The organism is Streptomyces sp. NPDC001828, from assembly GCF_042892175.1.
Lineage (GTDB): Bacteria > Actinomycetota > Actinomycetes > Streptomycetales > Streptomycetaceae > Streptomyces.
The window spans coordinates 322,845-348,862 of the sequence record NZ_JBIATV010000002.1; the positions used below are offsets into that span (position 1 = coordinate 322,845).

General features: G+C 71.6%; 22 protein-coding genes. 8 read left to right on the forward strand and 14 right to left on the reverse strand.

Features of this window, described 5'->3' with window-relative positions:
• Nucleotides 1-264 precede the first annotated feature (264 nt).
• The 4 genes from leuS (at nucleotide 265) to ACFYZA_RS08360 (ending at nucleotide 6,310) form a co-directional block, all read left to right on the forward strand.
• The gene (leuS, locus tag ACFYZA_RS08345; protein WP_388488495.1) at nucleotides 265-3,138 is read left to right on the forward strand and encodes a leucine--tRNA ligase; all 2,874 of its coding nucleotides are present in this window, start codon (nucleotides 265-267) and stop codon (nucleotides 3,136-3,138) included.
• Between the two features lie 120 nt (nucleotides 3,139-3,258).
• The gene (locus ACFYZA_RS08350; protein WP_388488498.1) at nucleotides 3,259-3,951 is read left to right on the forward strand and encodes a hypothetical protein; all 693 of its coding nucleotides are present in this window, start codon (nucleotides 3,259-3,261) and stop codon (nucleotides 3,949-3,951) included.
• 114 nt (nucleotides 3,952-4,065) lie between these two features.
• On the forward strand, nucleotides 4,066-4,911 hold the full coding sequence (locus tag ACFYZA_RS08355; RefSeq protein WP_382594888.1) for a DegV family protein: 846 nt from the start codon (nucleotides 4,066-4,068) through the stop codon (nucleotides 4,909-4,911).
• Nucleotides 4,912-5,182: 271 nt separating this feature from the next.
• Nucleotides 5,183-6,310 carry a helix-hairpin-helix domain-containing protein gene (locus tag ACFYZA_RS08360; RefSeq protein ID WP_388488500.1) on the forward strand — a complete coding sequence of 376 codons (1,128 nt, stop codon included), beginning with the start codon at nucleotides 5,183-5,185 and terminating at the stop codon, nucleotides 6,308-6,310.
• 170 nt (nucleotides 6,311-6,480) lie between these two features.
• Here ACFYZA_RS08360 and ACFYZA_RS08365 read toward each other — a convergent pair whose 3' ends face one another.
• The gene (locus tag ACFYZA_RS08365; RefSeq protein ID WP_388488502.1) at nucleotides 6,481-6,798 is read right to left on the reverse strand and encodes a hypothetical protein; all 318 of its coding nucleotides are present in this window, start codon (nucleotides 6,796-6,798) and stop codon (nucleotides 6,481-6,483) included.
• A 24-nt stretch (nucleotides 6,799-6,822) separates the two neighbouring features.
• On the opposite strand from ACFYZA_RS08365, the gene ACFYZA_RS08370 reads away from it, so the two are divergent.
• On the forward strand, nucleotides 6,823-9,060 hold the full coding sequence (locus ACFYZA_RS08370; protein WP_388488503.1) for a ComEC/Rec2 family competence protein: 2,238 nt from the start codon (nucleotides 6,823-6,825) through the stop codon (nucleotides 9,058-9,060).
• A 92-nt stretch (nucleotides 9,061-9,152) separates the two neighbouring features.
• On the opposite strand, the gene ACFYZA_RS08375 is transcribed toward ACFYZA_RS08370, so the two are convergent.
• A complete protein-coding gene (locus ACFYZA_RS08375; protein ID WP_388488505.1) occupies nucleotides 9,153-9,614 on the reverse strand; it encodes a pyridoxamine 5'-phosphate oxidase family protein in 462 nt (153 codons plus the stop codon).
• Between the two features lie 309 nt (nucleotides 9,615-9,923).
• Between ACFYZA_RS08375 and ACFYZA_RS08380 the strand changes: the two genes are divergently transcribed.
• Nucleotides 9,924-10,811: a YceI family protein gene (locus ACFYZA_RS08380; protein ID WP_388488508.1), complete on the forward strand. Its 888-nt coding sequence runs from the start codon at nucleotides 9,924-9,926 to the stop codon at nucleotides 10,809-10,811.
• A gap of 72 nt (nucleotides 10,812-10,883) precedes the next feature.
• On the opposite strand, the gene ACFYZA_RS08385 is transcribed toward ACFYZA_RS08380, so the two are convergent.
• A complete protein-coding gene (locus tag ACFYZA_RS08385; RefSeq protein ID WP_382594872.1) occupies nucleotides 10,884-11,132 on the reverse strand; it encodes a hypothetical protein in 249 nt (82 codons plus the stop codon).
• A 92-nt stretch (nucleotides 11,133-11,224) separates the two neighbouring features.
• On the opposite strand from ACFYZA_RS08385, the gene holA reads away from it, so the two are divergent.
• On the forward strand, nucleotides 11,225-12,211 hold the full coding sequence (holA, locus tag ACFYZA_RS08390; protein ID WP_388488510.1) for a DNA polymerase III subunit delta: 987 nt from the start codon (nucleotides 11,225-11,227) through the stop codon (nucleotides 12,209-12,211).
• Nucleotides 12,212-12,525: 314 nt separating this feature from the next.
• On the opposite strand, the gene ACFYZA_RS08395 is transcribed toward holA, so the two are convergent.
• From ACFYZA_RS08395 to ACFYZA_RS08420, 6 genes are read right to left on the reverse strand one after another with little or no spacing between them, the layout of a single operon-like run.
• Nucleotides 12,526-12,720: an acyl-CoA carboxylase subunit epsilon gene (locus tag ACFYZA_RS08395; RefSeq protein ID WP_382594866.1), complete on the reverse strand. Its 195-nt coding sequence runs from the start codon at nucleotides 12,718-12,720 to the stop codon at nucleotides 12,526-12,528.
• Between the two features lie 9 nt (nucleotides 12,721-12,729).
• Complete coding sequence (locus ACFYZA_RS08400) at nucleotides 12,730-14,304, reverse strand: acyl-CoA carboxylase subunit beta (protein WP_388489398.1); 1,575 nt, start codon at nucleotides 14,302-14,304, stop codon at nucleotides 12,730-12,732.
• Complete coding sequence (locus ACFYZA_RS08405; RefSeq protein ID WP_388488513.1) at nucleotides 14,297-15,382, reverse strand: Gfo/Idh/MocA family protein; 1,086 nt, start codon at nucleotides 15,380-15,382, stop codon at nucleotides 14,297-14,299. Before ACFYZA_RS08405 ends, ACFYZA_RS08400 begins: the two co-directional genes overlap by 8 nt.
• A complete protein-coding gene (locus ACFYZA_RS08410; RefSeq protein WP_388488515.1) occupies nucleotides 15,375-16,832 on the reverse strand; it encodes an NDP-hexose 2,3-dehydratase family protein in 1,458 nt (485 codons plus the stop codon). The genes ACFYZA_RS08405 and ACFYZA_RS08410 overlap by 8 nt, the downstream gene beginning before the upstream one ends.
• 51 nt (nucleotides 16,833-16,883) lie before the next feature.
• Nucleotides 16,884-18,185 carry a lipopolysaccharide biosynthesis protein RfbH gene (rfbH, locus tag ACFYZA_RS08415; protein ID WP_161250886.1) on the reverse strand — a complete coding sequence of 434 codons (1,302 nt, stop codon included), beginning with the start codon at nucleotides 18,183-18,185 and terminating at the stop codon, nucleotides 16,884-16,886.
• Nucleotides 18,186-18,224: 39 nt separating this feature from the next.
• The gene (locus ACFYZA_RS08420) at nucleotides 18,225-19,286 is read right to left on the reverse strand and encodes an NAD-dependent epimerase/dehydratase family protein (protein ID WP_382594854.1); all 1,062 of its coding nucleotides are present in this window, start codon (nucleotides 19,284-19,286) and stop codon (nucleotides 18,225-18,227) included.
• 128 nt (nucleotides 19,287-19,414) lie between these two features.
• Here ACFYZA_RS08420 and ACFYZA_RS08425 point away from each other — a divergent pair, with 128 nt between their 5' ends.
• A complete protein-coding gene (locus tag ACFYZA_RS08425) occupies nucleotides 19,415-20,038 on the forward strand; it encodes a dTDP-4-dehydrorhamnose 3,5-epimerase family protein (RefSeq protein ID WP_382594851.1) in 624 nt (207 codons plus the stop codon).
• Nucleotides 20,039-20,163: 125 nt separating this feature from the next.
• On the opposite strand, the gene ACFYZA_RS08430 is transcribed toward ACFYZA_RS08425, so the two are convergent.
• From ACFYZA_RS08430 to ACFYZA_RS08450, 5 genes are all read right to left on the reverse strand, one after another.
• Nucleotides 20,164-21,765 (reverse strand): FAD-dependent oxidoreductase, encoded by a 1,602-nt coding sequence (locus ACFYZA_RS08430; RefSeq protein ID WP_388488518.1) that lies wholly within the window; start codon nucleotides 21,763-21,765, stop codon nucleotides 20,164-20,166.
• Complete coding sequence (rfbB, locus tag ACFYZA_RS08435; RefSeq protein ID WP_388488520.1) at nucleotides 21,762-22,796, reverse strand: dTDP-glucose 4,6-dehydratase; 1,035 nt, start codon at nucleotides 22,794-22,796, stop codon at nucleotides 21,762-21,764. Before rfbB ends, ACFYZA_RS08430 begins: the two co-directional genes overlap by 4 nt.
• Nucleotides 22,793-23,860, reverse strand: coding sequence for a glucose-1-phosphate thymidylyltransferase (locus tag ACFYZA_RS08440; protein WP_382594842.1), 1,068 nt, complete (start codon nucleotides 23,858-23,860; stop codon nucleotides 22,793-22,795). Before ACFYZA_RS08440 ends, rfbB begins: the two co-directional genes overlap by 4 nt.
• Before the next feature lie 110 nt (nucleotides 23,861-23,970).
• Complete coding sequence (ssuE, locus tag ACFYZA_RS08445) at nucleotides 23,971-24,546, reverse strand: NADPH-dependent FMN reductase (RefSeq protein ID WP_382594839.1); 576 nt, start codon at nucleotides 24,544-24,546, stop codon at nucleotides 23,971-23,973.
• Between the two features lie 65 nt (nucleotides 24,547-24,611).
• Entirely contained in the window at nucleotides 24,612-25,754 is a 1,143-nt protein-coding gene (locus ACFYZA_RS08450) for a MupA/Atu3671 family FMN-dependent luciferase-like monooxygenase (protein WP_382594836.1), read from the reverse strand.
• Between the last annotated feature and the right edge of the window lie 264 nt (nucleotides 25,755-26,018).

Below are 26,018 nucleotides of genomic sequence, written 5' to 3' on the forward strand. Positions count from 1 at the left end.
CATCTGCGGGCACCCCCCACGGGCACCCCCCACGGGTACTCCGTGCGGCCCTTGCGGGGCCTGCGGTACCCTGACGCCATGCGTGCCGTACGCCTTCTGCTTAGCGAGCCGCGCTGAACACTCCCGACCGATGAAGAGATCCGGTCGGACTCGGCGCGGCGCCCCCTCCTGTGCGAGGGGTTTTTTCGTTTGGCGATTCGATGGCGGATCGACGGACGAACGCTCGTAACCGCTGGCAGAGACGATCGATGGAGCTTTGAGGACATGAGCGAGACGAACACCGCTGCCGCCGCAGAGACGGCCGCGCCGCACCGCTACACGGCGGCCATGGCCGCCGACATCGAGGCACGCTGGCAGGACTTCTGGGACGCCGACGGCACCTACGCGGCGCCGAACCCTACGGGCGACCTGGCCGGTGACCCGGCGGTCGCCGCGCGGCCCAAGAAGTTCATCATGGACATGTTCCCGTACCCCTCGGGTGCGGGCCTGCACGTCGGCCACCCGCTGGGCTACATCGCCACCGACGTCTATGCCCGCCACCAGCGCATGACCGGCCACAACGTGCTGCACACGCTGGGCTTCGACGCCTTCGGCCTGCCCGCCGAGCAGCACGCGGTCGCCACCGGGACGCACCCCCGGGTGTCGACCGAGGCCGCTATGGACAACATGAAGCGCCAGCTGCGCCGGCTGGGCCTGGGCCACGACAAGCGCCGGTCGATCGCGACGATCGACCCGGAGTACTACAAGTGGACCCAGTGGATCTTCCTGCAGATCTTCAACTCCTGGTACGACACCGACGCGCGGAAGGCCCGCCCGATCGCCGAGCTGGTCGCCGCCTTCGAGGACGGCAGCCGCGAGGTCCCCGGCGGCCGTGACTGGGCCGCGCTGAGCGAGGCCGAGCGCGCCGACGTCCTGGGCGAGTACCGACTGGCGTACGCCTCCGACGCGCCCGTCAACTGGTGCCCCGGCCTGGGCACCGTCCTGGCCAACGAGGAGGTCACCGCCGACGGCCGCTCCGAGCGCGGCAACTTCCCCGTCTTCAAGTCCAAGCTGCGCCAGTGGAACATGCGGATCACCGCCTACGCGGACCGCCTGATCGACGACCTGGACGCACTGGACTGGCCGGACGCGATCAAGCTGCAGCAGCGCAACTGGATCGGCCGCTCCGAGGGTGCCCGCGTCGACTTCAAGGTCACCGACACCGACGCGATCACCGTCTTCACGACCCGTCAGGACACCCTGTTCGGCGCGACCTACATGGTCCTGGCACCCGAGCACGAGCTGGTCGACACCATCGTCCCGGCCGCATGGCCCGAGGGCACCCACGACGTGTGGACCGGGGGGCACGCCTCCCCGGCCGAGGCCGTCGCCAAGTACCGCGCGTTCGCCGCGGCCAAGTCGGACGTGGAGCGCCAGGCCGACGCCAAGGAGAAGACCGGCGTCTTCACCGGCGCGTTCGCCACCAACCCGGTCAGCGGCGAAAAGGTTCCCGTCTTCATCGCCGACTACGTACTGATGGGCTACGGCACCGGCGCGATCATGGCCGTCCCGGCGCACGACACCCGTGACTTCGCCTTCGCGCGCGCCTTCGAGCTGCCCATGCGCTGCGTCGTGCAGCCCGACGACGACCGCGGCACCGACACCTCGACGTGGGACGAGGCGTTCGCCTCCTACGAGGCGAAGCTGGTCAACTCCGCCAACGCCGAGATCTCGGTGGACGGCCTGGGCGTCGTCGAGGCCAAGGCGAAGATGACCGACTGGCTGACCGGGCGCGGCATCGGCGAGGGCACCGTCAACTTCCGGCTGCGCGACTGGCTGTTCAGCCGCCAGCGCTACTGGGGCGAGCCCTTCCCGATCGTCTACGACGAGGACGGCATCGCGCATTCGCTGCCCGAGTCGATGCTGCCCCTGGAGCTGCCGGAGGTCGACGACTACTCGCCGCGCACCTTCGAGCCCGATGACGCCGACACCTCGCCGGAGACCCCGCTGTCCCGCAACGAGGACTGGGTCAACGTCGAGCTGGACCTGGGCGACGGCGTCAAGAAGTACCGCCGCGAGACCAACACCATGCCCAACTGGGCCGGTTCGTGCTGGTACGAGCTGCGCTACCTGGACCCGCACAACAGCGACAAGCTGGTCGACCCGGCCATCGAGCAGTACTGGATGGGCCCCCGCGAGGGCATGCCCACCGGCGGCGTGGACCTGTACGTCGGCGGCGCCGAGCACGCCGTGCTGCACCTGCTGTACGCGCGCTTCTGGTCCAAGGTCCTGTTCGACCTGGGCCACATCTCCTCGGCCGAGCCGTTCCACAAGCTGTACAACCAGGGCATGATCCAGGCGTACGTCTACCGGGACAGCCGCGGCTTCCCGGTGCCGGCCGCCGAGGTCGAGGAGCGCGACGGGAAGTTCTTCTACGCGGGCGAGCCCGTCAAGCGCGAGCTGGGCAAGATGGGCAAGTCCCTGAAGAACGCGGTCACTCCGGACGAGATCTGCACCGAGTACGGCGCCGACACCCTGCGCCTGTACGAGATGGCGATGGGTCCGCTGGACGTCTCGCGGCCCTGGGACACCCGTGCGGTGGTCGGCCAGTACCGCCTGCTGCAGCGGCTGTGGCGCAACATCGTCGACGAGGCGACCGGCGAGGTCACCGTCACCGACGCCGAGCCCGACGAGGCGACGCTGCGCGCCCTGCACAAGGCGATCGACGGTGCCGGCGGCGACCTGGCGGGGCTGCGCTTCAACACCGCCATCGCCAAGATCACCGAGCTGAACAACCACCTGACCAAGGCGGGCGGCCCGCTGGCGCGACCGGTCGCCGAACAACTGGTGCTGCTGATCGCCCCGCTGGCCCCGCACATCGCCGAGGAGCTGTGGCGCAAGCTGGGCCACACCGACTCCGTGGTGCACCGCGACTTCCCCGTCGCCGACCCGGCGTACGTCGTGGACGAGGCCGTGACCTGTGTCGTCCAGATCAAGGGCAAGGTCAAGGCCCGCCTGGAGGTGCCGCCCGGCATCTCCGACGACGAGCTGGAGAAGCTGGCGCTGGCCGACGAGGGCGTCGTCGCGGCGCTGGACGGCGCGGGCATCCGCAAGGTCATCGTGCGCGCGCCGAAGCTGGTGAACATCGTCCCCGCGTAGGGGCCGCAGCGGTACTGGGGACTTTCCCCTACGGGCAGGTTGGGGGTTCCAAGGGAACCCACGGCCTGCCCGTTCCGTTTACGGTGGAGGGGACGATGCCGACCGACCGAGGGGACGTTCATGGAAGCCGCGATCCTGATCATGGCGCTGCTGTTCGTCGCCTTCGTGGCGCTCGGCGTGTACGTGACGGTCAAGGTGGTCGGCGCCGCCAAGCGCGGAGTGGAGCGTACGGTCACGCAGGCCCGGCGGACGGTGGAGGACACCACGCTCAAGGCCAAGAGCGTGGGCCAGCCCGGTGTCGCGGGGCAGCTCGCCCAGCTGCGCCTCTCGCTGCGCACCTCGATGCGGGCGACCCAGGAGGCGCTGCACGCGCGGCTGGCCGAGGACGAGTCCCTGAAGGAGTCGCTCGCCCTGTTCGAGCGGCTCAGCGGGCACGGCCATGAGCTGGACGCCGAGCTGAGGCGCCTGGAGCGCGAGCCGGACAAGCGCAAGATCGCGGACCGGATGCCGGAGCTCCGCGAGCGCACCGAGCGGATCACGCACTCCGCGGACTCGCTGCGCTGGGCGGCCCGGGACCGGGCACGGCAGTTCGCCGACGACGACCTCGCCTCGCTCAGCCAGCAGATCGAGATGGAGTCGGGCGCCCTGCGGGACTGGTCGGTCAAGGGTCCGACGACGGGTGAACGCCCTTCCTGGGACGACGTTTCGGACCACCCGGCACCGCCCGCCCAGGCGCCGCAGGCGATACGCGCGGCCGAACCGCCGGTGACCTACCCGTGGCAGAAGGCGCCCCGCCCCGAAGCGACGAGCTGAGCGGGCGAACGCCAGGTCAAGGGGCTGGAACAGGACGCGGGGGGCTGACCCGAACTGATCATTCCCACAGGGCCGGACTGCCGCGCGGCGGCCCCGGCGGGTAACCTCCCGGTCATGTCCCGCCATGTCGCGATCGTCACCGATTCAACGGCCTATCTGCCGCCGCAGACGATGGAGCGGCACAGCATCACCGCAGTGCCACTGACCGTCGTCCTGGGGGACCAGGCGCTGGAGGAGGGCACGGAGATCTCGGCCCGGTCCCTTGCGCTCGCCCTGCAGAAACGACGCCCCGTCACCACTTCCCGGCCCAGCCCCGAGGTATTCGCGGCCGCCTACCGCAAGGTCGCCGGGGCAGGGGCGACCGCGATCGTCTCGCTGCATCTGTCGGCCGAGTTCTCCGGCACGTACGACGCCGCCGTGCTGGCAGCCAAGGACGCACCGGTGCCGGTGCGCGTGGTCGACACCGGGATGGTCGCGATGGCCCTCGGCTTCTGCGCGCTGTCCGCGGCCGAGGCCGCCGAGGCGGGCGGCACGCTTGACGAGGCGGTGGCCGCCGCGGAGAAGCGGGCCGGCGCGACCTCCGCCTTCTTCTACGTCGACACCCTGGACTATCTGCGGCGCGGCGGCCGGATCGGGGCCGCGCAGGCCCTGCTCGGCTCGGCCCTCGCGGTCAAGCCGCTGCTCCAGCTCGACGGCGGCCGGATCGACATGCTGGAGAAGGTACGCACCGCCTCGAAGGCCATCGCGCGGCTCGAGGAGATCGTGGTCGAGCGGGCGGGGAGCAGCCCGGTCGACATCGCCGTGCACCATCTCGCGGCCCCGGACCGCGCCGCCGCCCTGGCCGAACGGCTGCGGGCACGGGTGCCGGGCCTGGTCGACCTGCACATGAGCGAAGTCGGAGCGGTGATCGGCGCGCATACGGGGCCGGGGCTGCTGGGGGCCATCGTCTCGCCACGCTGAACGGGCCCGCGCGGGCCGGCCCGCCCAGCCCGGACCGGCCCCGGGTCCCGCTCGGTGTGCCTGGGCCGACTCGGCTCGGCCCGGGTGCCGCTCGGTGTGCCTGGCCCGACTCGGGGCCCGCTCGGGGTGCCTGGCCCGGACCCCCGAACCACCCGGACCAGTCCCCTCAACTCCCTCTTACGGGTGGCGGAGTTATCCACAACTGGGCTGTTATCCACGGAAATTGAGGGTGCTCAGCGGGCTTCGGTCCGGGTGCCTAACGTCTCGTGACATGGCACTTCGATCACCACGCACCGCCACGAGCGGACCGGGCCGGGCCCCCGGCTCGGACGGCCGGGCCCGCCCGGGGCACGGCCGCCGAGGCCGCGCCGCGCAGGCCGACGTATCCGTCCTGACCGCGCGCAGACGCGCGGACGCGCTCTTCCTCCCACCCCCGCCGGGCACGGCGGCCCCGCCGCGCGAACCGGCTGCCCCGACGGGCCGCGCCCTCGGGGAGTCGGCGCTCGCGCCCGACCGCGTCCTGCCCGACTGGTTCGCGGGTCCCGAGGCCGCTTCGACCCCGCCTGGGACGCCGGCCGTCCTCTCACCGGACACGGCCTCCGCCGCCCCCGCTGCTCCGGGGGTACGCGAGCGGCTCTGGTCGGCGGTGCGGGAACGGCTTCCGCTGTGGGCCCAGTCGAGGTGCGGCCTCGCGCCGCGCAGCTTCGCCGCGCTGTGCGTGGTCCTGGTGGCCGTGGCGGGTTTCGCCGTCCACCACTTCTGGGCCGGGCGGCCGCAGTCCGTACGCGCGCCCGAACTGGTCGACGGGCCTGAGCCGTCGGCGTCGCCGCCGGGGTCTGCGGCTTCGGCTGCTGGGAAGCGGGCGGGGCACGGTGCCGGGGGTGGCGGCGCCGGCGCGGATGCGATGCCGCGACCGGTGGCGAACGCGGTGCCGTCGCCGACGGGAGTGCTCGTGGTGGACGTGGGCGGAAAAGTACGGCGGCCGGGGATCTACCGCCTGCCCAACGGATCCCGGGTCGCCGATGCCCTGGCCGTGGCGGGCGGGGTGCGGGAGGGCGCGGACCTGACGGGCCTCAACCGGGCGCGGCCGCTCACGGACGGCGAGCAAGTGCTGGCCGGGGTGCCCGGCGCGGCTCCCGCCGGGCCGGGGGGCGTCGCTGGGGGCGGTGGCTCTGCCGGCGGGCCGAGCGGACGGAGCGGGCCGAGCGGGCCGGTCAGTCTCAACTCGGCCTCGGTGGAGCAGTTGGACGGGCTGCCCGGAGTCGGGCCGGTGCTCGCGCAGAAAATCGTGGACTACCGCGCCCAGCACGGAGGCTTCCGCTCCGTCGATGAACTGCGCGAGGTCAATGGGATCGGCGAGCGACGGTTCGACGACCTGCAACCGCTGGTGCGGTTGTGAACCGCCAGGAGGTCCATGCCGAGGCCGGCCACCGTCTGGGCGCGGCCAACCCCTTCCGGGAGGGACCGACGGACCTGCGCCTGGTCGGCCCCGCGCTCGGAGCCTGGAGTGGAACGGCTGTGGCAGCCAACTCGTCCGCTCTGAGCGCCGGTTGGGGGGCTGGTCTGTGCCTAGCAGTGGCGGGGGTGCTGGTGGCTCCGGCGGCGTGGCGGACCTGGGTGCGGAGGGGTGCGGACGCAGGCGCGGATGACGGCGTGGACGTCGGAGCGGATGCGGACCTGGGCGCAGGCGCGGACGACGGCGTGGACGCCGACATGGATACGGCGGCAGATCTGGGGGCGGCCCCGGGGGCACAACGCGAGCTGGATCGAGGCAGTCGAGGCACAGGAGGTGGTCGAGGTGGTCGAGGTGGTCCAGGCCGTAAAGGTGCCCGAGTTGGCCGAGGTGGTCCGGGCCGTGAAGGTGACCGAGGTGGTCGAGGTGGGCAAGGGGGCTGGAGGTATCGGGGTGCGGTGGCCGGAGTTCTGGTGTGTGTGGCGGCCGGGATTGTGGCCGGGGGGCTGCATGCGGCCGAGGCGCGGCGGGGGCCGGTGCCCCGGCTCGCGGCCGAGTTCCGGCAGGCGACCGTGGAGTTGGTGGTGCGGGCCGATCCACGGGCGACCCGTTCGCCGGGCTGGGGCGGGGCGTCGTTCGCGGTGGACGCGGACGTCGAACGGGTTCTGGAGCCGGGCGGCAGGGCCGAGCTGGTCCATACGCCGGTCCTGGTGATCGCGCCCGCGACCTGGCAAGGCCTGTTGCCGTCGACCCGGGTGCGGGTGACCGGGCGGCTCGCGCCGGGTGACGGGGGAATCGCCGCGGTATTGAAGGCGCCGAACGGACCGCCCCGCATCATCGGGCCGCCAACTGCCGTGCAGCGCTTGGCCGGTGATCTGAGATCCGGACTGCGTGCGGCGGCCGAGGGGCTCCCGCCGGATGCGCGGGCGCTGCTGCCCGGCCTGGTCGTCGGTGACACCTCGCGGGTGACGCCCGAGCTGAAGGCCGCCTTCGAGGCGACCGACCTCACGCACCTCATGGCCGTCTCCGGAAGCAACCTGGCGATCATGCTGGCGCTGTTGATCGGAGCGCCGGGGCGAGCCCTGCTGGCCGAGCGGGGCGGCCTCGCCCCGAGGCTCGGGATCTCCCTGCGGGCGACCGCCTTGCTCGGCGGAGCGCTCACGCTCGCCTTCGTCGTGGTGTGCCGGCCGGAGCCGAGCGTGCTGCGAGCCGCGGCCTGCGGGCTGGTCACCCTGCTCGCCATCGGCACGGGGCGGCGCAGATCACTGATCCCGGCGCTGGCCGCCGGCGTACTGCTCCTGGTGCTGTACGCGCCCGAACTGGCCCGCAGCTATGGCTTTCTGCTCTCGGTCCTCGCGACCGGGGCGCTGCTCACGATCGCGCCGGGCTGGGCCGAGGCGCTGCGCAGACGCGGGGTGCCGGGCCGGATCGCGGAGGTGCTGGCCGCTGCGGGGGCGGCGCAGGCCGTGTGCGCGCCGGTGGTGGCCGTGTTCGCGGCGCGGGTCAGCTTGGTCGCGGTGCCCTGCAATCTGCTGGCCGAGCCCGCGGTGGCACTGGCGACGATCGCGGGCTTCGCCGCGCTGGCCGCCGCGCCGGTGTCGATGGTTGTCGCCAAGTGCCTTGCCTGGTGCGGGGGTTGGCCCGCCGGGTGGATCGCATCGGTGGCCCGTACCGGCGCGGCGTTGCCAGGGGCGCAGTCGGGGTGGCCGGGCGGCTGGCGTGGGGGACTGCTGCTGGCGATCGTGACCGGTGTGGCGGTGCTCATGGCACGCAGACTGCTCCGGCACCCTTGGGCGGCGGCCTCGCTCGCAGTCCTCGTGCTGCTCGCCGTGGTGCGGCCCGCCCCACTGGCCAGGCTCGTCACCGGGTGGCCGCCGCCGGACTGGTCGTACGCCATGTGCGACGTGGGGCAGGGGGATGCCACGGTGCTGGCCGCCGGGGCGGGGGCTGCGGTGGTGGTTGACGCGGGACCGGAGCCCCTGGCGGTCGACCGATGCCTGCGCGAACTCGGCGTGCACCGCGTGCCGTTGCTCCTGCTCACCCACTTCCATGCCGATCACGTAGGGGGTCTCGCCGGGGTGTTGCGGGGCCGGTCCGTGGGGGTGATCGAGACGACGGGGTTCTCGGAGCCGCCCGATCAGGCCGCGTTCGTACGGCGCACCGCCGCTGCGGGCGGGGTGCCTGTGGTGACCGCCGCGTACGGCGAGCGGCGGGCGTTGGGCGGGCTGTCCTGGGAGGTGCTGTGGCCACCGCCACCGCCACCGCCACCGCCGCTGCCGGGCAGGCCGGGCTCGCCGTCGGTCCCGGCACCGGCGCCGGACGGGCCGAATGACGCTAGCGTCACCCTGCTCGTGCACACCGGCGCCGGGCTGACCCTGCTGCTGCCCGGCGATCTCGAACCGCCTTCCCAGCGCGGCCTGTTGCGGGAGAACCCGAGGCTCGGGCGGGTGGACGTCCTCAAGGTCGCCCATCACGGTTCGGCGCATCAGGAGCCCGCGCTGCTCAGGGCCGTACGCCCGAGGCTGGCGCTGATCTCGGTCGGCCGGGGCAACCGGTACGGCCACCCCGCGCCCGGCACGGTCGCCGTACTGCGGGCATGGGGAGCGGCGGTGCTGCGTACGGACACGGACGGGGCGATCGCCGTCGCGGGGGAGGGCGACTCGCTGCGGGCCGTACCTCGGGGGCGCGGGCCGTGAAAGGGCGTGCGCAGGAGCCCAGTTGACGGGTCAGCCGGTGGGTCGCCTGGTGAATCGCCCGGTGGGGGTCGGCTGATGGGTCGGCCGATGGGTCAGACGAGCCAGGTGCCCTCGCTCATCAGGTCGCGGTCGGGGATCTCGTTGACCTCGCGCCAGGCCTGGACGCGCTGGGGGACGACACGGAAGTAGGTGTAGGAGGGGCCGCTGTCGCGTGGGTCCCAGACGAGTTTGGCGGCGAAGGCGTCCGCCGAAGCGGTGGGGAGTTCGGCGGCCGGGACGACTGTCGCGGTGCCGGTGATGTGGACGACGTCCCTGGTGTGGCCCAGCGTCACCTGTACCGGGCGGTCGCCGGACTCCAGGTTGCGCAGGGTGGGGTTGGTGCGCCGGGTGCACATCAGGAGCGAGCCGTGCTCCCAGACGAAGGAGAGAGGCATGAGGTGGGGCTCACCAGAGGTGGAGGCGGTCGCGACCCAGGCGTCCTCGTCCTTTTCGAGGCGGGTCAGGACGTCGTGCTTGCGCTGTTCGCGAGTGCGCGGCGGCTCATGTGTCGTCATGTCCCGTCACGGTAGCGGGCGTTGGGGCGCGGGCGCCTCGGGCGCCGGACCTAGGACCTCCGGGCCAGGTCGGAGCGGGGAACGGCCGGAAGACGGCCGACTCGGCGCGCACAAGCGGAATGGCCAATTCGGGCCTCTGGTGACAGGTGCCTCAGTAGTGCCCAGGCTCCGCGTTTGCCTCGAACGGCACAACAGTGATCGAATGCGTCTTCGTCAAGGGGCCGCAGTCCTGCTGTGGCGAGGACGGACGAAGATGTCTGCCCCCTGCGCGGCCTGGCAGATACTTCTTCGCACGGGGGTGCGTGCACAGTGTTCAGCCGCTGGTTCGGCAAGAGCTCGACCAGTTCTCCGCTTCGTTCCGGGCCCCTGGCCGGCCTCTCGGTCCCGCCGACCGCGGGCGTGCTCAGCTGTCGGGTGCTCGACCCCGTCAGCGAGCCCGTCCAGCGGGCCGAGTTCGTGGTCACCGACGCCTCGGGCCGCAAGGTGGTGGCGGGGGAGACCGACCCGTTCGGCACGGTGGTCACGACTGTTCCGGCCGGCGAATACCGGCTGGCCGTCACGGCCGAGGGGTACACGCCCTTCCACGGCAACGCCAGTGTCCCCGCGAGCGGGCTCGCCGCGCTCGGCGACATCACGCTCCAGGTCGCCGCCCCGCCCACGCTGCCGGAGCCGGGCGAGTGGGAACTCGACCCGACGCACTCCCAGATCGGCTTCACCGCGAGCCACATCGGCCTGGCCCGGATCCACGGCAGGTTCAACACGTTCGCCGGGGCCATCCGGATCGGTGAGCGCATGGAAGGGTCGGCGATGCACGTCATCATCGACACCGCGTCCATCGACACCGGGGTCGGGATGCGCGACGACCACCTGCGGTCGGGAGACTTCCTCGACGTCGGGAGCTATCCGACGATGGAGTTCTACAGCGACCGCTTCGTGCATCGCGGCGGCAGCCGGTGGGCGATCATCGGCGGGCTCACGCTGCACGGTGTGAGCCGTACGGTGACGCTGGACACGCAGTACCTGGGACTGGGGACGGGGCTCGGGGGCGAGACCAGGGGCGCCTGCCGGGCCAGCACCGAACTGCACCGCGAGGACTTCACGCTCACCTGGCAGACCATGCTGGCGCGGGGTATCGCGGCGATCGGGTCGTCGATCTCGATCGACCTCGACATTCAGGTCGTGCCGAAGGCGGCCTGATCCGCGCGAAGCCCGTACCCCGTAGCCCATAGCTCGCCGTGCTGCGCGGGTCGCGCGGGCGGGTTGTACGGGTCAGGGGGATTCGAGCCAGCCGTCGTGTTCGGCGGCCAGCGCGTCCAGGGCCTTCGGGTCCAGTCGGGCGCTCGGGTCCTCCACGACCACGAGCCACTGGGCGTCCTCGGCGTCGTCCTCGCCGGCCAGGGCGTCGCGGACCAGCTGAGGCTCCTCGGCGAGGCCGAACAGGTCGGTCAGCTCGGTGGCCACCTCCTCGGCGGCGTCGCGGTCGGGGAGTACCAGTACGTGTCGGGTCACATCGTTCACCTGGCCATTCTCCGACATGCCCGGCGGGGCGGGGCGCGGTGGGGGAGCGGGCGGACAGGCACTGTCAGTGGCCCGTGGGATGCTGGACGGCGATGGCCACCAGGAAGAATTCCACCGACGATCCGCTCGCCCCCGTCACGCTCGCCGTGGGCCAGGAGGACCTGCTGCTCGACCGCGCCGTGCAGCAGGTGGTGGCGGCCGCCCGGGCCGCCGACTCCGACACCGATGTGCGTGACCTGACCTCCGACCAGTTGCAGCCCGGCACGCTGGCCGAGCTGACCAGCCCCTCGCTCTTCGCCGAGCGGAAGGTGGTGGTCGTGCGCAACGCGCAGGACCTGTCGGCGGACACGGTCAAGGACGTGAAGGCGTATCTCGACGCGCCCGCCGAAGAGATCACCCTGGTGCTCCTTCATGCCGGCGGCGCCAAGGGCAAGGGGCTTCTTGACGCGGCCCGGAAGGCGGGGGCGCGGGAGGTCGGGTGCCCCAAGACGACGAAGCCGGCCGAGCGGCTCACGTTCGTACGGCAGGAGTTCCGGGCGCTGGGGCGTTCGGCCACGCCCGAGGCGTGCCAGGCGCTGGTCGACTCCATCGGCAGCGATCTGCGGGAGCTGGCGTCGGCGGTGTCGCAGCTCTGCGCGGACGTGGAGGGCACGATCGACGAGGCGGTCGTCGGGCGCTACTACACGGGGCGGGCCGAGGCGTCCAGCTTCACCGTCGCGGACCGGGCGGTGGAGGGGCGGGCGGCGGAGGCGCTGGAGGCGCTGCGGTGGTCGCTGTCGACGGGGGTCGCGCCGGTGCTGATCACCAGCGCGCTCGCGCAGGGCGTGCGGGCGATCGGGAAGCTGTCCTCCGCGCGGGGTGGGCGGCCGGCGGATCTCGCGCGGGAGCTCGGGATGCCGCCGTGGAAGATCGACCGGGTGCGGCAGCAGATGCGGGGGTGGACGCCGGAGGGGGTTTCCTTGGCCCTGCGGGCCGTGGCCGAGGCGGATGCGGGGGTGAAGGGTGGGGGGGATGATCCTGAGTACGCCCTTGAGAAGGCCGTCGTCGCTATTGCCCGGGCGGCTCGGGCTGGGCGCTAGCGTCCCGCCCGCTCCGCCGTGGCTGCGCCCCGGGCCCCTTTGAGCGGGGCTTCGCCCCCCGCCCCCTTGTTCGTCGGCCTCGGGTCGTGTGTGGCTGGTCGCGCAGTTCCTCGCGCTCCTGGTGGGGCTTGGGCTGCGCCCTGCCCCCCAACTGCCGGGGCCCGTTTGCTTGTTGGGTGCGGGTCGTGTGTGGCTGGTCGCGCAGTTCCCCGCGCCTCTGAAACCCGTCTCTGTCCGCAGGCCGTGCGTGGCTGGTCGCGCCGTTCCCCGCGCCCCTGGAGGGGCCGGGGCTGTGCCCGGCCCCCGCGGGGGACTTATGCCGCTCGGCGCCAGCTCACCGGGGGTGCGTAGGGCTGACGGCGCCAGGCGGCCAGGGGGATTACGGGGGCCAGGGCGGTGGTGGGTTCTGCGGACAGGGAGAGGAGGACCACCGTCAGGGCGGCAAGCTCGGCGTCCGTCGGGGTGCCTTTCAGTACGCGGAACAGGGGTTCAGTCGAATCGTTCGGCACGCTCGCTCCTCACTGCGGGGGGTTGCCATGTTTGCGGGACGGCAGGTCGGCGTGCTTGGTGCGGAGCATCGCCAGGGCCGCTGCGAGGACCTTCCTCGTCTCGGCGGGGTCGATCACGTCGTCGACCAGGCCCCGCTCGGCCGCGTAGTAGGGGTGCATCAGTTCCGACTTGTAGGCCGCGATCTTCTCGGCGCGTACCGCCTCCGGGTTGTCCGAACTCGCTATCTCCCGGCGGAAGATGACGTTCGCCGCACCCTCCGCTCCCATCACCGCGATCTCGTTGGTGGGCCACGCGTAGGTGAGGTCGGCGCCGATGGACTGGGAGTCCATGACGATGTACGCGCCGCCGTAGGCCTTGCGCAGGATCAGCGAGATGCGCGGGACCGTCGCGTTGCAGTACGCGTACAGGAGCTTCGCTCCGTGACGGATGATGCCGCCGTGCTCCTGCGAGACGCCCGGCAGGAAGCCCGGCACGTCGACCAGGGTCAGCAGCGGGATGTTGAAGGCGTCGCAGAGCTGGACGAAGCGGGCCGCCTTCTCGCTCGCCTCGATGTCCAGGACACCCGCGAGGAACTGCGGCTGATTCGCCAGGATGCCCACCACGCGGCCGTCGATCCGGGCGAGCGCGCAGATGATGTTCCGTGCCCAGTGCTCGTGGACTTCGAGCAGGTCGCCGTGGTCGACGATCTCCTCCAGGACCTTGCGCATGTCGTACGGACGGTTGCCGTCCGCCGGGACCAGGTCGAGCAGCACGTCGGTGCGGCGGTCCGCCGGATCATCGCCCGGGGGCAGCGGCGGGGGCATCTCCCGGTTGTTCGAGGGGAGGAGCGAGATGAGGTAGCGCACCTCCGCCAGGCAGGTCTCCTCGTCGTCGTGGACGAAGTGGGAGACGCCCGACACCCCGGCGTGCACGTCGGCGCCGCCGAGGCCGTTCTGGGTGATCTCCTCGCCGGTGACCGCCTGCACCACGTCCGGACCGGTGATGAACATCTGCGAGGTCTCGCGGACCATGAACACGAAGTCGGTGAGTGCCGGGCTGTAGGCGGCGCCGCCCGCGCACGGGCCGAGCATGACGCTGATCTGCGGGATCACGCCCGAGGCCCGGGTGTTGCGCTGGAAGATGCCGCCGTAGCCGGCGAGCGCCGAGACGCCCTCCTGGATACGGGCGCCGGCGCCGTCGTTGAGGGAGACCAGCGGGGCACCGGCCGCGATGGCCATGTCCATGATCTTGTGGATCTTCGTGGCATGGGCCTCGCCCAGCGCGCCGCCGAAGATGCGGAAGTCGTGCGCGTAGACGAAGACCGTGCGGCCCTCGACCGTGCCCCAGCCGGTGATCACACCGTCCGTGTACGGCTTCTTCGCCTCCAGGCCGAAGCCCGTCGCCCGGTGCCGGCGCAGCTGCTCCACCTCCTGGAAGGAACCCGGGTCCAGGAGCAGGTCGATGCGCTCGCGGGCGGTCAGCTTGCCCTTGGCGCGCTGGGCCTCGGTGGCCTTCTCGCTCGGGCCGAGCCTCGCCTGCTCGCGCAGGACGTGGAGTTCGGCGACGCGCACGGCCGCGGTCACCGGCGGCGGCTGCTCAGTCACGGTCACGGTCGGTCCTTTCCTCATCCGGAGGCGAAACAGAAGTCGAGGCGGAAGGCGAAACAGAAGGCGACGCGGAAGGCGTCGAGCCCGTATGCGCGGGCCGCTCGTGTGTAGCTCGCGCGCGGACCGCGTCGAGCAGGCTCGCCTGCTCCAGGCACTCCCCGGCGTCCGGCGACTCGACGGCGCCGGAACGCACCGCGCGGACGAACGCCCGCACGGTGGCGGCCACTTGGTCGTGCGGGGCCAGGGTCAGCTCGCGCGGCCCGTGCGCGTCCGTGATCCACACCGCCGGCTTGTGGTCGGCGGGCGGGGTGAACGCCGGCTCGACGCGGATCCGTCCCTCGCTGCCCCACAGTTCGTACGCCGAGCGGTAGGCGTGCTCCATGCCGAACGCCAGCTGCCCGAGCACCCCGGAGGGCGAGCGCACGAGCACCGCGCCCGAGGTCTCCACCGCCGAGCCGTCCCCGTGCTCCAGGGCGGCTCCGACGATCTCCAGGCCCGCGCCGAGGAAGTACAGGGCGGCCCGCACCGGGTAGTAGCCGACGTCGAGCAGGGCGCCGCCGCCCAGCTCGGGGCGGTGCCGGATGTTCCCGGCCGGGAGCGCCGGGATCGCGAACGCGGCGCTGAACGCGCGGAGTTGGCCGATCGCGCCGCTCGTCACCAGCTCCCGTACGACCGAGTGCTGGGGGTGATGGACGAACATGACGTTCTCCATCAGGACCAGGCCCGAGGCGCGCGCCAGGCCGAGCAGTGCCTCGGTGGTCGGCCGGTCGGCGGTGAGCGGCTTCTCGGCCAGGACGTGCTTGCCCGCGCGCAGCGCCCGGCCCGCCCACTCGGCGTGCAGGGAGATGGGCAGGGGCACGTACACCGCGTCCACGTCGTCCCGCGTGAGGACCGCGTCGTAGGACTCGACTGCCGCGCAGCCGAACTGCTCCGCGACCTCCCGAGCGCGGCCGCCGTCCCGGCTCGCCACCGCGGTCAGCTCGATGTCCGGGTCGGCCGCCATGGCGGGCAGCACCCGACGGCGGGCGATGTCGGCGGTGCCGAGGACGGCGATGCGCAGGGGTCGTTCAGTCATCCGTCAGATGTCCCATGGCGTTGAGGCAGGCGAGGAGGGTCCTGGCCTGCACATTGACGTAGTGGCCGTGCTTGATCAGCGCCGTCAGCTGACTGACCGTCACCCACTGGTACCCGGTGGGCGGTTCGATGGGGGCCTCCTGCTCGTCGGCCTCGATGACCAGGTAGCGGTTCTCCGCGTAGAGGAACCGGCCGCCCTCCTCCGAGTGGATGGCGTCGTAACGGATGCGCTCGGGGTCCGCGTCCAGGACGAGGTCCAGGAACGGCGGGCGGACCTGGAGGCCCTCGAAGTTGTCCGGGGAGCACTGCACGGTGGGGGCCAGCTCGACCGTGTCGAGGAAGCCGCCCTCGACCTTGGCGTTGGCCAGGACGTGCAGCACACCGTCGAAGGAGCGGGCGAGGAAGGCGGCGATGCCCCGGCTGCACGGCTCGATCAGGGGCTGCGTCCAGCTGGTGACCTCGCGGTTGCCGGCCTGCACCTCGACCGCGACCACGTTGAACCAGCGGCCGTCGTCCTTGCCGATGCGCGCCTCGTCGCGGGTCCAGCCCGGCACGTCGTCCAGCGGTATCCGGTCGGCCTGCACGTCGTAGCGCGAACGCTCGGAGGTGAACCAGGACAGCAGGTCGACGTCGGTGAGCAGGGCGCCGGCGCGCGGGTCGCGCGAGCGGGCCAGGGACTGACTGAACTCGTCCCCGCGGACGCCGCCCGCACTGTAGGCGGGCAGACAGGCCAGGACGGTGCGCGAGTCCATGTTCACCAGGTTGTCCTGGTGCAGGAGTTCGGAGATCTGACCCAACGTCAGCCAGCAGAAGTCCTCGTCGAGCGGGACGGCGCCGTCCACCTCGACGATCATGTTGCGGTTGCTCTTGTGGTAGAACCACGAGCCGTGCTCGGACTGGAGTACGTCGGCGAGGATGCGGCCCCGCCCGCTGCCCGTGAAGTACTCGATGTACTTCACGTCCGTACCCTGGTGGACCTTGGTGTAGTTGCTGCGGGTGGCCTGCACGGTGGGGGAGAGCTGGAGCAGGTTGCGGTTGCCCGGCTCCATCTTGGCCTGCATCAGGAAGTGCAGTACGCCGTCGAACTCCTTCACCAGGATGCCCAGGATGCCGACCTCGGGCTGCTTGATGATGGGCTGGTACCACTCCTTGTGCGGGCCGTCGTCGGTGGTGACGTGCAGCCCTTCGACGCTGAAGAAACGGCCGCTGGAGTGCACCAGGTTGCCGGTGTCCGGCTCGAAGGACCAGCCGCGCAGCTTGGAGAACGGTATGCGCTCGATGTGGAAGCGGCCCGCCTTCCTGCGCTCGGCGAACCAGTGGTGGAACTCCCCGGTGGTCAGGCGCCCGCCGGTGGTGGCCGCGGACGCCGCGATCCGGTCGGCGACCGACACCGGCTCACGGGGCTGGACCACCGGCTGAAGCTCAGTCAGCTCCGCAAGTGTCGACGACATGTACGCTCTCTCCTCGTCAGGGGTGCTCGGGTTGAGGGGTGTCTGAGTCCGTCACCAGCCGGCGACGAAGTCCCGGATCGAGGCCGTCATGAAGTCGGTGTGCTCGTCGGTGAGACCGGGGTAGACGCCGATCCAGAAGGTCTGCTCGGTGATGATGTCGGAGTTGGTCAGATCGCCCACGATCCGGTGCGGGGCGTCCACGTAGGCGGGCTGGCGGGTCAGGTTGCCGGCGAACAGGTTGCGGGTGCCGATCTTCCGCTCCTCCAGGAAGTTCACCAACTCCTTGCGCTTGAACGGCGCGTCGGGGTCGACGGTGATGACGAAACCGAACCAGCTGGGCTCGCTGCCGAGGGTGGCCTCCGGCAGGATCAGGTGCGGGACGCCCTCCAGGCCCTCCCGCAGGCGCTGCCAGTTGTGGCGGCGGGCGGCGGTGAAGTCGTCGACCTTGTCGAGCTGCGTCAGGCCTAGCGCGGCCTGCAGGTCGGTGGCCTTCAGGTTGTAGCCGATGTGCGAGTAGATGTACTTGTGGTCGTAGCCGGCCGGCAGGGTGCCCAGCTGGTACTGGAAGCGCTTGAAGCAGCGGTCGCTCTCGCCGGGCTCGCACCAGCAGTCCCGGCCCCAGTCGCGCAGCGACTCCACGATGCGGGCGAGCGCCAGGTTCGACGTCAGTACGCAGCCGCCCTCGCCCATCGTCAGGTGGTGCGCGGGGTAGAAGCTCACCGTCGTCAAGTCGCCGAAGGTGCCGGTGAGTTGACCGTTGTAGAGCGAGCCGACTGCGTCGCAGTTGTCCTCGACGAGGAAGAGGTCGTTCTCCTCGGCGATCTGCGCGACCTCGGCCACCTCGAACGGGTTGCCGAGCGCGTGCGCGACCATGATGGCCCGCGTCTTGGGGCCGACGGCCGCCTTGATGCGCTCGGCGGTCGTGTTGTACGTCTTCAGCTCGACGTCCACGAAGACCGGGATGAGACCGTTCTGCAGGATCGGGTTGACGGTGGTGGGGAAGCCCGCGGCCACCGTGATGACCTCGTCGCCGGGCTTGAGGCGGCGGTCCTCCAGGTGCGGCGAGGTGAGCGCCGACATGGCGAGCAGGTTGGCCGAGGAACCGGAGTTCACCAGGTGGGCCTTGCGCCGCTTCATGTAGCGGGCGAAGCGGGACTCGAACTTGCGGGAGCTGGTGCCGGCGGCTATCCGCATGTCGAGCGCCGCCTCCACCAGAGCCACCCGGTCCGCGGGCTCCAGAACCGCGCCGGACGGCCAGATCTCGCTGACCCCCGGCACGAACTCGCGGGACGGCTCCTTCTCCAGGTGGTACTCCCGCACAGAATCGAGAATCCGTGCCTTGGTGTCACTCATCTTGGCTGCCTCCATGATCGTCAGTTCGGCACGAAGCCCTCAGCGGTGATCCGACACGGCCATACTTGTGGGGACGACTTGAAGGGCACTGGACAACGGCTCGCGATGCGCGGTGGACTCGGTGCCCGGGTCGCCGGGCGACGGTACGCGCTCGACGGCGGAGCGTGCGTGGGCGAGCAGATCGCGCAGCGAGTCGTCCAGGCTGCGCCGCGGTGACCAGCCCAGGAGCCGCTCGGCGCGCCCGATGTCCATGCGCTGCCACTCGGCCTCCGGCGGCCTGCCGCCCGCGCTCGGCGCCTCCACGATCTCGGCTGCCGCGCCCGCGAGCTCGGTCAGGCGCAGTACCAGACTGCGGACCGAAGTCGCCTGCCCGCCACCGATGTTGAGCACCGTCCCGCCGGCCTCGGAACGGGCCGCGGCGAGCGCCGCGTCCGCCACGTCGCGTACGTCCACGAAGTCGCGGTGGGCGAGCAGCGGGGCGAGCCGCAGTGGCTCGGGGGCGGAGGTGGCGAGATGGTGGGCCACCATGCCGAGCAGGCTGGCCCGGTGGGTGCCGGGCCCCGACACGTTCGACACGCGCAGCACCAGTCCCTCGGCCGTGCCCGCTGCCGTCGCCTCCAGGAGCGCGCGGGCCCCGGCGAGTTTCGAGCGGCCGTACGGGGTGACCGGTGCGGTCGGGGTGTCCTCGGTGATCCCGGTGCGCGGCACCGGGCCGTACTCGTGCACGGAGCCGAGCTGGATGAGCCGGGGCCGCACGGCCAGCGGGGCGGTCGCGGCGATCAGGCGCTCCACCAGCTCGGCGTTGGCGCGCGTCATGTCGTCCTCGGTGGCCTGCCACACCGCGCCCGCGGCGTTCACCACCACGTCGGCGGCGCGCTCGTCGAGCAGCGCCGCGATGCGGTCCGGCTCGGCGCTCACGACGTCAAGTGCCGTGCTCTCGTAGGAAGTCGCGGGCCCCCGTACGCTGCGGGCGACTCCCGTCACCCGCCAGCCCGCCGCGTCGAACACCTCGCAGACGTGCCGGCCCACGAAACCCGTGGCGCCGAGCACCACCACCGATCCGGCGCCGCCGCCCCTGCCGCCTGCTCTTCGGTCGTTCACCGACACCGTGGCTACCTCCTGTATGCGCGGTTTGAGCGGCACTGTGGCGGGTGGCGCTCGGGGACCGCTGGACAGGTGGTCATGCGGCGCTACCGGAACTTGAGTCGGGGCGCCTACCGTCCGCCACCATGAGGATCGAAGAGACCGCCGTACCGGACGCGTACCGCATCATGCCGAAGCTGCTGACGGACCCCCGCGGCAGTTTCCACGAGTCATACCGCTACGACCTGCTCGCCGCCGAGACCGGCCACGAGTTCGTGCCGCGCCAGGTCAACTACTCGGCCTCCTCGCGCAACACGGTGCGCGGGCTGCACGGCGTGGCCATCCCGCCGGGCCAGGCCAAGCTGGTCAGCTGCGTGCGCGGGGCGCTCCTCGACGTCGTCGTCGACGTGCGCGTGGGCTCGCCCACGTTCGGCGAGCACGTGACCACGGTGCTCGACGCGCGGGACGGGCGGGCGATGTTCGTGGCGGAGGGGCTCGCGCACGGGTTCGTGGCGCTGACCGACGACACGTGCATCAGCTATCTCTGCTCCACGGAGTACGTGCCGGGAACGCAGCTCGATCTGCGGGCGTTCGACCCGGAGCTGGGGCTGCCGTGGTCGCGGTGGCTCACGGGGGACCCCGTACTGTCCGAGAAGGACGCGGGGGCTCCTACCGTCGCGGAGGCCCTGGAACTCGGGTTGCTTCCCACGTATGCGCAGTGCCTTTCCCTCTACGGGAGGGGTTCGGAGGGTGCGCGGCACGCGGCCTAGGTACCCGGGGGGCGCTGCCCCCCGGACCCCCTGCTCCTCACCCGCCGGAGGGGCCGACTCTTCCCCCGGCACCAGTTGGGCCCGCCACCGGACAGCGTCCGGAGCGGGCCCAATCGGCTTTTCTGTCAGGCGAGTTGGCGTGATTCGGCGGGGTGGATTCCCAGAAAGGTCAGTGCGGTCGACGGGGACTCCTTCGCTGTGCCCCTCGCGGCCAGGTAGCCGTCGGGGCGGATCAGGAGCCAGGTGCCCGCGGGGGCACCCAGGGCGGTGGACAGGTGGCCGGCCGGGTCGGACAGGGCGTCCGGGCCGGGGGTGTTGACCGTGCGGACGCGGACCGAGGGGCCGTAACGGTCCTCGGGGGCCGTGCCGAAGGTGAGCAACAGCCATTCTGGGCGCTGTAGTTCGGCGATGACTTCCTGCCAGCCGGGGCTGGTGACGAGGTCCGGCGCCGTGACGCGGGCCACGCGTTCGCCGGGGCGTACGCCCGGTGAGGGCGCCGACGGGTGTGCCAGGGGGCCTGCCGCGTAGCCGAGGCCGAGCGCCGACATGCCGCCCATGATCTTGCGCTGGATGCGGCCCTTGACCGGGGGCAGCGAGCGCAGCACCGTGAACGCGGCGCGCAGCGCGGCTGCCGCCCTGCGGCTCTTGAGCTGGACCAGCATCGTCGCCATCTTGGTGGTGCGCAGCAACTCCGCGCCCACCGGGACCCGTTCGTCGCTGTAGCTGTCCAGGAGGGAGTCCGGGGCCTCGCCGCGCAGGATCGTCGCGAGCTTCCAGGACAGGTTGACCGCATCCTGGACACCGGTGTTCATGCCCTGCCCGGAGGCCGGGCTGTGGACGTGGGCCGCGTCGCCCGCGAGCAGCACCCGGCCGTTGCGCATCTGGCCGATCATGCGCTGCTGGATGGTGAACACCGAGACCCAGGAAGGCGATTCGACCACGGCGGGCTTGCCCGTACCCGTGGTGATCTTCGCCGCGAAGCGCCGGGCCACCATCGCGTCGTCGCCGCCGTAGGACGTCTCCGCGGTGTCGAGCAGGCGCCACTTGCCGGGCTCGGGGAACGGCACCATCATCACGGTGCCGGTCGGGGTGCGCATCCAGTGGATGCTGTCCTTCGGCAGGTCGCAGTGGACGGTGGCGTCCGCGATCAGCCAGGTCTCGCTCGATTCCCCTTCGAGCTTCAGGCCGAGCTGCTTGCGGATGGTGCTGTGGCCGCCGTCCGTGCCGACCAGCCAGTCGGCCGTCACGGTCTCGGTCGTGCCGTCGGTGTGGACGAGATGGGCCCGCACGCCGTCGGAGCCCAGGTCCTCGAACTGCGTGAGCCGCACGCCCCATTCGACCTCGACGCCCCGGCGGGCCGTCGCGGTGCGCAGCACCTCCTCGGTGATGACCTGGTCGACCATCAAGGTGAACGGGAAGCGGGTGGGCAGCCGGCTGTAGTCGGTGTCGAAGCGGATCAGGCGGCGGCCGTTCTGGTGGAGCGTGAAGTGCTCCACCCGCTGGCCGCGCGGGAGCAGCTCGTCCAGGATGCCCATCTGGTCGTACGTCTCAAGGGTGCGGGCGTGGGTGGCCAGCGCCCGGCTGGTGGTGGCAGGGCCGGCCGCCGCGTCCACGAGCCGGACCCGGGCACCGTGCCGGGCCAGCTCGTGGGCGGCGCTGAGCCCGACCGGACCGGCGCCCACGACCAGCACCTGGGGTGCGGGCGCCGTCTCGTTGAGCAGTGTCACTTCTGGCCCTCCTGCGGCGCGTGCTTGACCGCCTTCCACCAGCCCGGGTTGTCGCGGTACCAGGCGGCGGTCTCGGCGAGGCCGTCCTCGAAGGAGATGCGCGGCGCGTAGCCGAGCTCCTTGGCGATCTTCGCCTCGCTGAGCGAGTAGCGCAGGTCGTGGCCCTTGCGGTCGGCGACCCGGACCACCTTCGACCAGTCGTTGCCGGTCAGTTCCAGGAGGCGCTCGGTGATCTGGCGGTTGGTCTGCTCGTTGCCGCCGCCCACGTTGTAGATCTCGCCCGCGCGGCCCTTGGTGAGGACCAGCTGGATGGCGCGGCAGTGGTCGTCGACGTGCAGCCACTCGCGGATGTTGGCGCCCTCGCCGTACAGCGGGACCGTCTCGCCCTCCAGGAGGTTGGTGACGAAGCGCGGTATCAGCTTCTCGGGGTGCTGGTAGGGCCCGTAGTTGTTGGAGCAGCGGGTGACCGACACGTTCAGGCCGTGGGTGCGCCAGTAGGCGCGGGTGATCAGGTCCGAGCCCGCCTTCGAGGCGGCGTACGGGGAGTTGGGCAGGAGCGGCCACTCCTCGGTCCAGGAGCCCTCGTCGATGGAGCCGTACACCTCGTCGGTGGAGACGTGCACCACGCGCTGGACGCCGGCCCGCAGCGCGGCCTCCATCACGTTCTGGGTGCCGCCCACGTTGGTGGCGATGAACTCGGCGGCCGACTCGAGCGAACGGTCCACGTGGGACTCGGCCGCGAAGTGCACGATCGCGTCGTGGCCCGGGAACAGCTCCAGGAGCAGCGGCAGATCGCAGATGTCGCCCTCGACGAAGGTCAGCCGGGGGTGCTCGGCGGGCAGGTTCTCCCGGTTGCCCGCGTAGGTGAGCTTGTCGAGGACGGTGACCTCGGCGTTCTCGTAGCCCTCGTAGCCGCCCGCGAGGAGCGTGCGCACGTAGTGCGAGCCGATGAAGCCCGCGCCGCCGGTGACCAGGATCTTGTTCAAGGCGCTCTTCTCCGTGCCGCTCTTGTCGGTGCCGGTGTTCGTCATGCCGCGACCTCCACGCGGGTGTGGTCGCCGACCACCAGGCGGTGGTGGCGGCTTGCCAGGTCGATCCCCGTGACGGCCGCGGACCTGCCGAGCAGGGAGCCGTGCAGGCCCCGCACCGCGGAGATCGTCGCACCGTCGAGGGCGATCGAGTAGTCGAGATGGGTGCCGGACAGGACGCAGTCCCGGCCGATGGACGTGTGCGGTCCCACGTGGCTGTCCTCCAGGACGGTGCCCGCGCCGATCACGACGGGGCCCTCCACGAAGGACCGGGTGATCTTCGCGCCGGCCTCGACGACGACCGCGCCGATCAGCACGCTCTGGTCGTCCACGTCGCCGTCCACGCGGCGCTCGATGCCGTCGAGCAGCATCTGGTTGCATTCGAGGACGTCCTCGACGCGGCCGGTGTCCTTCCAGTACCCGCGGTACTCCTGGGCCCGGACGGTCGAGCCGTTGGTCACCAGCCACTGGATGGCGTCGGTGATCTCCAGCTCGCCGCGCGCGCTCGGCACGATCGAGTCGACGGCCTGGTGGATGGCCGGGGTGAAGAAGTAGACGCCGATGAGCGCCAGGTTGGAGCGCGGCACCGGGGGCTTCTCGACGAGCCGCTCCACGATCCCGGTGGCGTCGACCTCGGCCACGCCGAAGGCGCGCGGGTCCTCGACCTGGGCGACCAGGACCTGGGCGGCCGGGCGCAGCGCGTGGAACTCGGCGGCGGCCTCGGCGATGCCCTCGGGGAGCATGTTGTCGCCGAGGTACATCACGAAGTCGTCGTCGCCGAGGAAGTCCTGGGCGAGCTGCACGCACTGGGCGAGCCCCTGCGGGCTCTCCTGCGGGATGTAGGTGATCTCGACGCCGAGCCGGGAGCCGTCGCCGATCGCCTCGGCTATCTCCTCGACGTGGTTGCCGACGATGATGCCGATCTCGGTGACACCGAGGTCGCGGATGTTGTCGAGCACCCGCTCAAGGACGGGCTTGTTGGCGATCGGGATGAGCTGCTTGGGCATGGAGTAGCTGAACGGGCGCAGTCGGCTTCCCGTACCGCCGCTCAGAACCAGAGCCTTCATGGGGTCCTCTTCTGTCGTGGTTACGTCGTGATCGACACATCAACAGGCGGATGAATGGGCTGATGAATAGGGGATGTCGGGCGGCATCGGGCAGCCCGGGGAAGCGCCGGTCAGGCGGCGGGGGCCAGCCGTACGGCCGGGACGGCGGCTTCGGTGAGGCTCTCCACCAGGTCGGCGAAGTGGTCGGTGGCCTCGTGCAGCAGTGCCTGGGTGTCCGGTTCGAGGCCGGCGAAGCCGCACGGTCCCTTGCGGATGCCGCCCGCGTGCACGAAGAAGCTCTCCGAGACGGCCCGCGGTTTCATCGACATCAGCACCGGGCGAAGGCCGTAGTCGAGGGCCAGCACATGGGCGAGCGAGCCGCCGGTGGCCAGCGGCAGGACGACCTTGCCCGCCAGGGCGAACTGCGGCAGTGCGTCGAGGAAGGCCTTGAGCAGCCCCGAGCAGCCCGCCTTGTACACCGGAGTGGCGAGCACCACGGCATCGGCCCGCTCGAACTGGGCTGCCGCAGCGGCGAGTTGGGGATGGCTCAGGTCCGCCCCCAGGAGTTCGGCCGCGGGCAGGGTGCGTACGGCGAGCGTCTCCACCCGGTGCCCGCGCCCGGCGAGCCGGTCCGCCGCGAGGCCGAGTACCTGGTGGGTGCTGGAGACCGGCGACGGACTGCCGGAGACGGCGAGGATCGTCGGCATGGACAACCTCCTGATCGAATGAGTCGCGTAACGGGAGAAGCTCTGGTGCGGGGTGCTGCCGCCGGTCAGGCGGCCAGTACCGGCTCGGCGGAACGGGCGGCCTCCCGGCGCACCGCGGCGACGCGCTCCAGGGAGGCGAGCACCAGCGCCGGGTCGGCGACGAAGTCCACCAGGCAGGCGATCTCGTCTACCCCGGCGGCGCGCACCCGGCGGGCGGTCTCGGTGCACTCCTCGACGGAGCCGATCAGGGAGTTGCCGGACAGGTAGCGGTTGACGCCGAGCTCGGCCAGCTTGCGCTGGGCCTTCGCCGCCGACAGGACCTCGCGGCCCTGCTTGTTGCCGCTCATCCGGCCGCCGGCCTCGACCGCGAGGGCCTCCAGGTCGATCGCGGAGAGCAGGTAGTCGCGCAGACTGCCGCCGCCGGTCGCACGGGCCTCGGCCGCGTCGTCGGCGACATAGGTGTGCATCATGACGGTGATCTTCCCCGGCCCCTCCCAGCCCGCCTCGGCGCGGGCGCCGCGGTACAGGGCGATCTTGTCGGAGAGCGACTCGACGTCCTGGTTCTCCAGATGGGTCAGGATGTTGCAGCCGAGCCGGCCCGCCTCGCGGAAGGTGCCCTCGCTGCGCGACGCGGTCACCCACACCGACAGGTCGTCCTGCACCGGGCGCGGGTAGACGGGCAGCGTCGTCTCGACGCCCAGCGGGTTGGGGCCGGTCCAGTGGCCGGTGCGCCACGCGGTCCTGATGTCACCGACATCCTTGATCATCTGTTCGCGCCGGGTCTCGTACTTCTCCGGCGCGATCACGAAGTCGTTGACGTTCCAGCCGGAGCCCACCGAGATCGCGACCCGGCCGCCCGAGATGCCGTCCACCATCGCGAAGTCCTCGACGATGCGGGCCGCCGGGTGCAGCGGCGTCACGACGCTGCCCGCCCGGATCTGGATGCGGGTCGTCACCGCGGCGATCGCGGCCGAAGTCACCGCCGGGTTGGGGAAGGCGCCGCCGAAGCGGTGGAAGTGCCGCTCGGGCGTCGATACGAAACCGAAGCCCAGCTCGTCGGCGCGGCGGGCCGCGTCGAGCATCAGGCGGTAGGTCTCCTGTGCCTGGTCGCCGACGGCGGCGAAGAAGAAGACACCGAAGTCCAGCGGCCGCTCACCTGCCGAGCCGTCCGCACCCTGGCTGCCGGTCTGCCGGGAATCCGCGTTCATTTAGCGCTGCCTCCTTCCCCGTCGGACGTCGTCGCGGCGGGGTCGTCACCATGGGGGCTTGCTGCCCGGCGACACCATGGGACGGCCTCCTCGCACCGGACTTGAGTCCCGGGCAGGCCGACCGCTCCAGCGCGGCTCAAGTTCCGCACAAGGAGCGGGCGTTGTGATGTATCCAGCGAAATCCGAGGGAGCCGCACAGCGGCGCCCCAGGAGCGCGACGAACTGCGCGCCCGGCCACGGACGGTCCGCAGCCGAACACCGCAC

Coding starts and splice junctions, on each gene's coding strand:
- leuS (WP_388488495.1), top strand. CDS start 265: ATGAGCGAGACGAACACCGCTGCCGCCGCAGAGACGGCCGCGCCGCAC.
- ACFYZA_RS08350 (WP_388488498.1), top strand. CDS start 3,259: ATGGAAGCCGCGATCCTGATCATGGCGCTGCTGTTCGTCGCCTTCGTG.
- ACFYZA_RS08355 (WP_382594888.1), top strand. CDS start 4,066: ATGTCCCGCCATGTCGCGATCGTCACCGATTCAACGGCCTATCTGCCG.
- ACFYZA_RS08360 (WP_388488500.1), top strand. CDS start 5,183: ATGGCACTTCGATCACCACGCACCGCCACGAGCGGACCGGGCCGGGCC.
- ACFYZA_RS08375 (WP_388488505.1), bottom strand. CDS start 9,614: ATGACGACACATGAGCCGCCGCGCACTCGCGAACAGCGCAAGCACGAC.
- holA (WP_388488510.1), top strand. CDS start 11,225: ATGGCCACCAGGAAGAATTCCACCGACGATCCGCTCGCCCCCGTCACG.
- ACFYZA_RS08405 (WP_388488513.1), bottom strand. CDS start 15,382: ATGACTGAACGACCCCTGCGCATCGCCGTCCTCGGCACCGCCGACATC.
- ACFYZA_RS08410 (WP_388488515.1), bottom strand. CDS start 16,832: ATGTCGTCGACACTTGCGGAGCTGACTGAGCTTCAGCCGGTGGTCCAG.
- rfbH (WP_161250886.1), bottom strand. CDS start 18,185: ATGAGTGACACCAAGGCACGGATTCTCGATTCTGTGCGGGAGTACCAC.
- ACFYZA_RS08425 (WP_382594851.1), top strand. CDS start 19,415: ATGAGGATCGAAGAGACCGCCGTACCGGACGCGTACCGCATCATGCCG.
- rfbB (WP_388488520.1), bottom strand. CDS start 22,796: ATGACGAACACCGGCACCGACAAGAGCGGCACGGAGAAGAGCGCCTTG.
- ACFYZA_RS08440 (WP_382594842.1), bottom strand. CDS start 23,860: ATGAAGGCTCTGGTTCTGAGCGGCGGTACGGGAAGCCGACTGCGCCCG.
- ssuE (WP_382594839.1), bottom strand. CDS start 24,546: ATGCCGACGATCCTCGCCGTCTCCGGCAGTCCGTCGCCGGTCTCCAGC.
- ACFYZA_RS08450 (WP_382594836.1), bottom strand. CDS start 25,754: ATGAACGCGGATTCCCGGCAGACCGGCAGCCAGGGTGCGGACGGCTCG.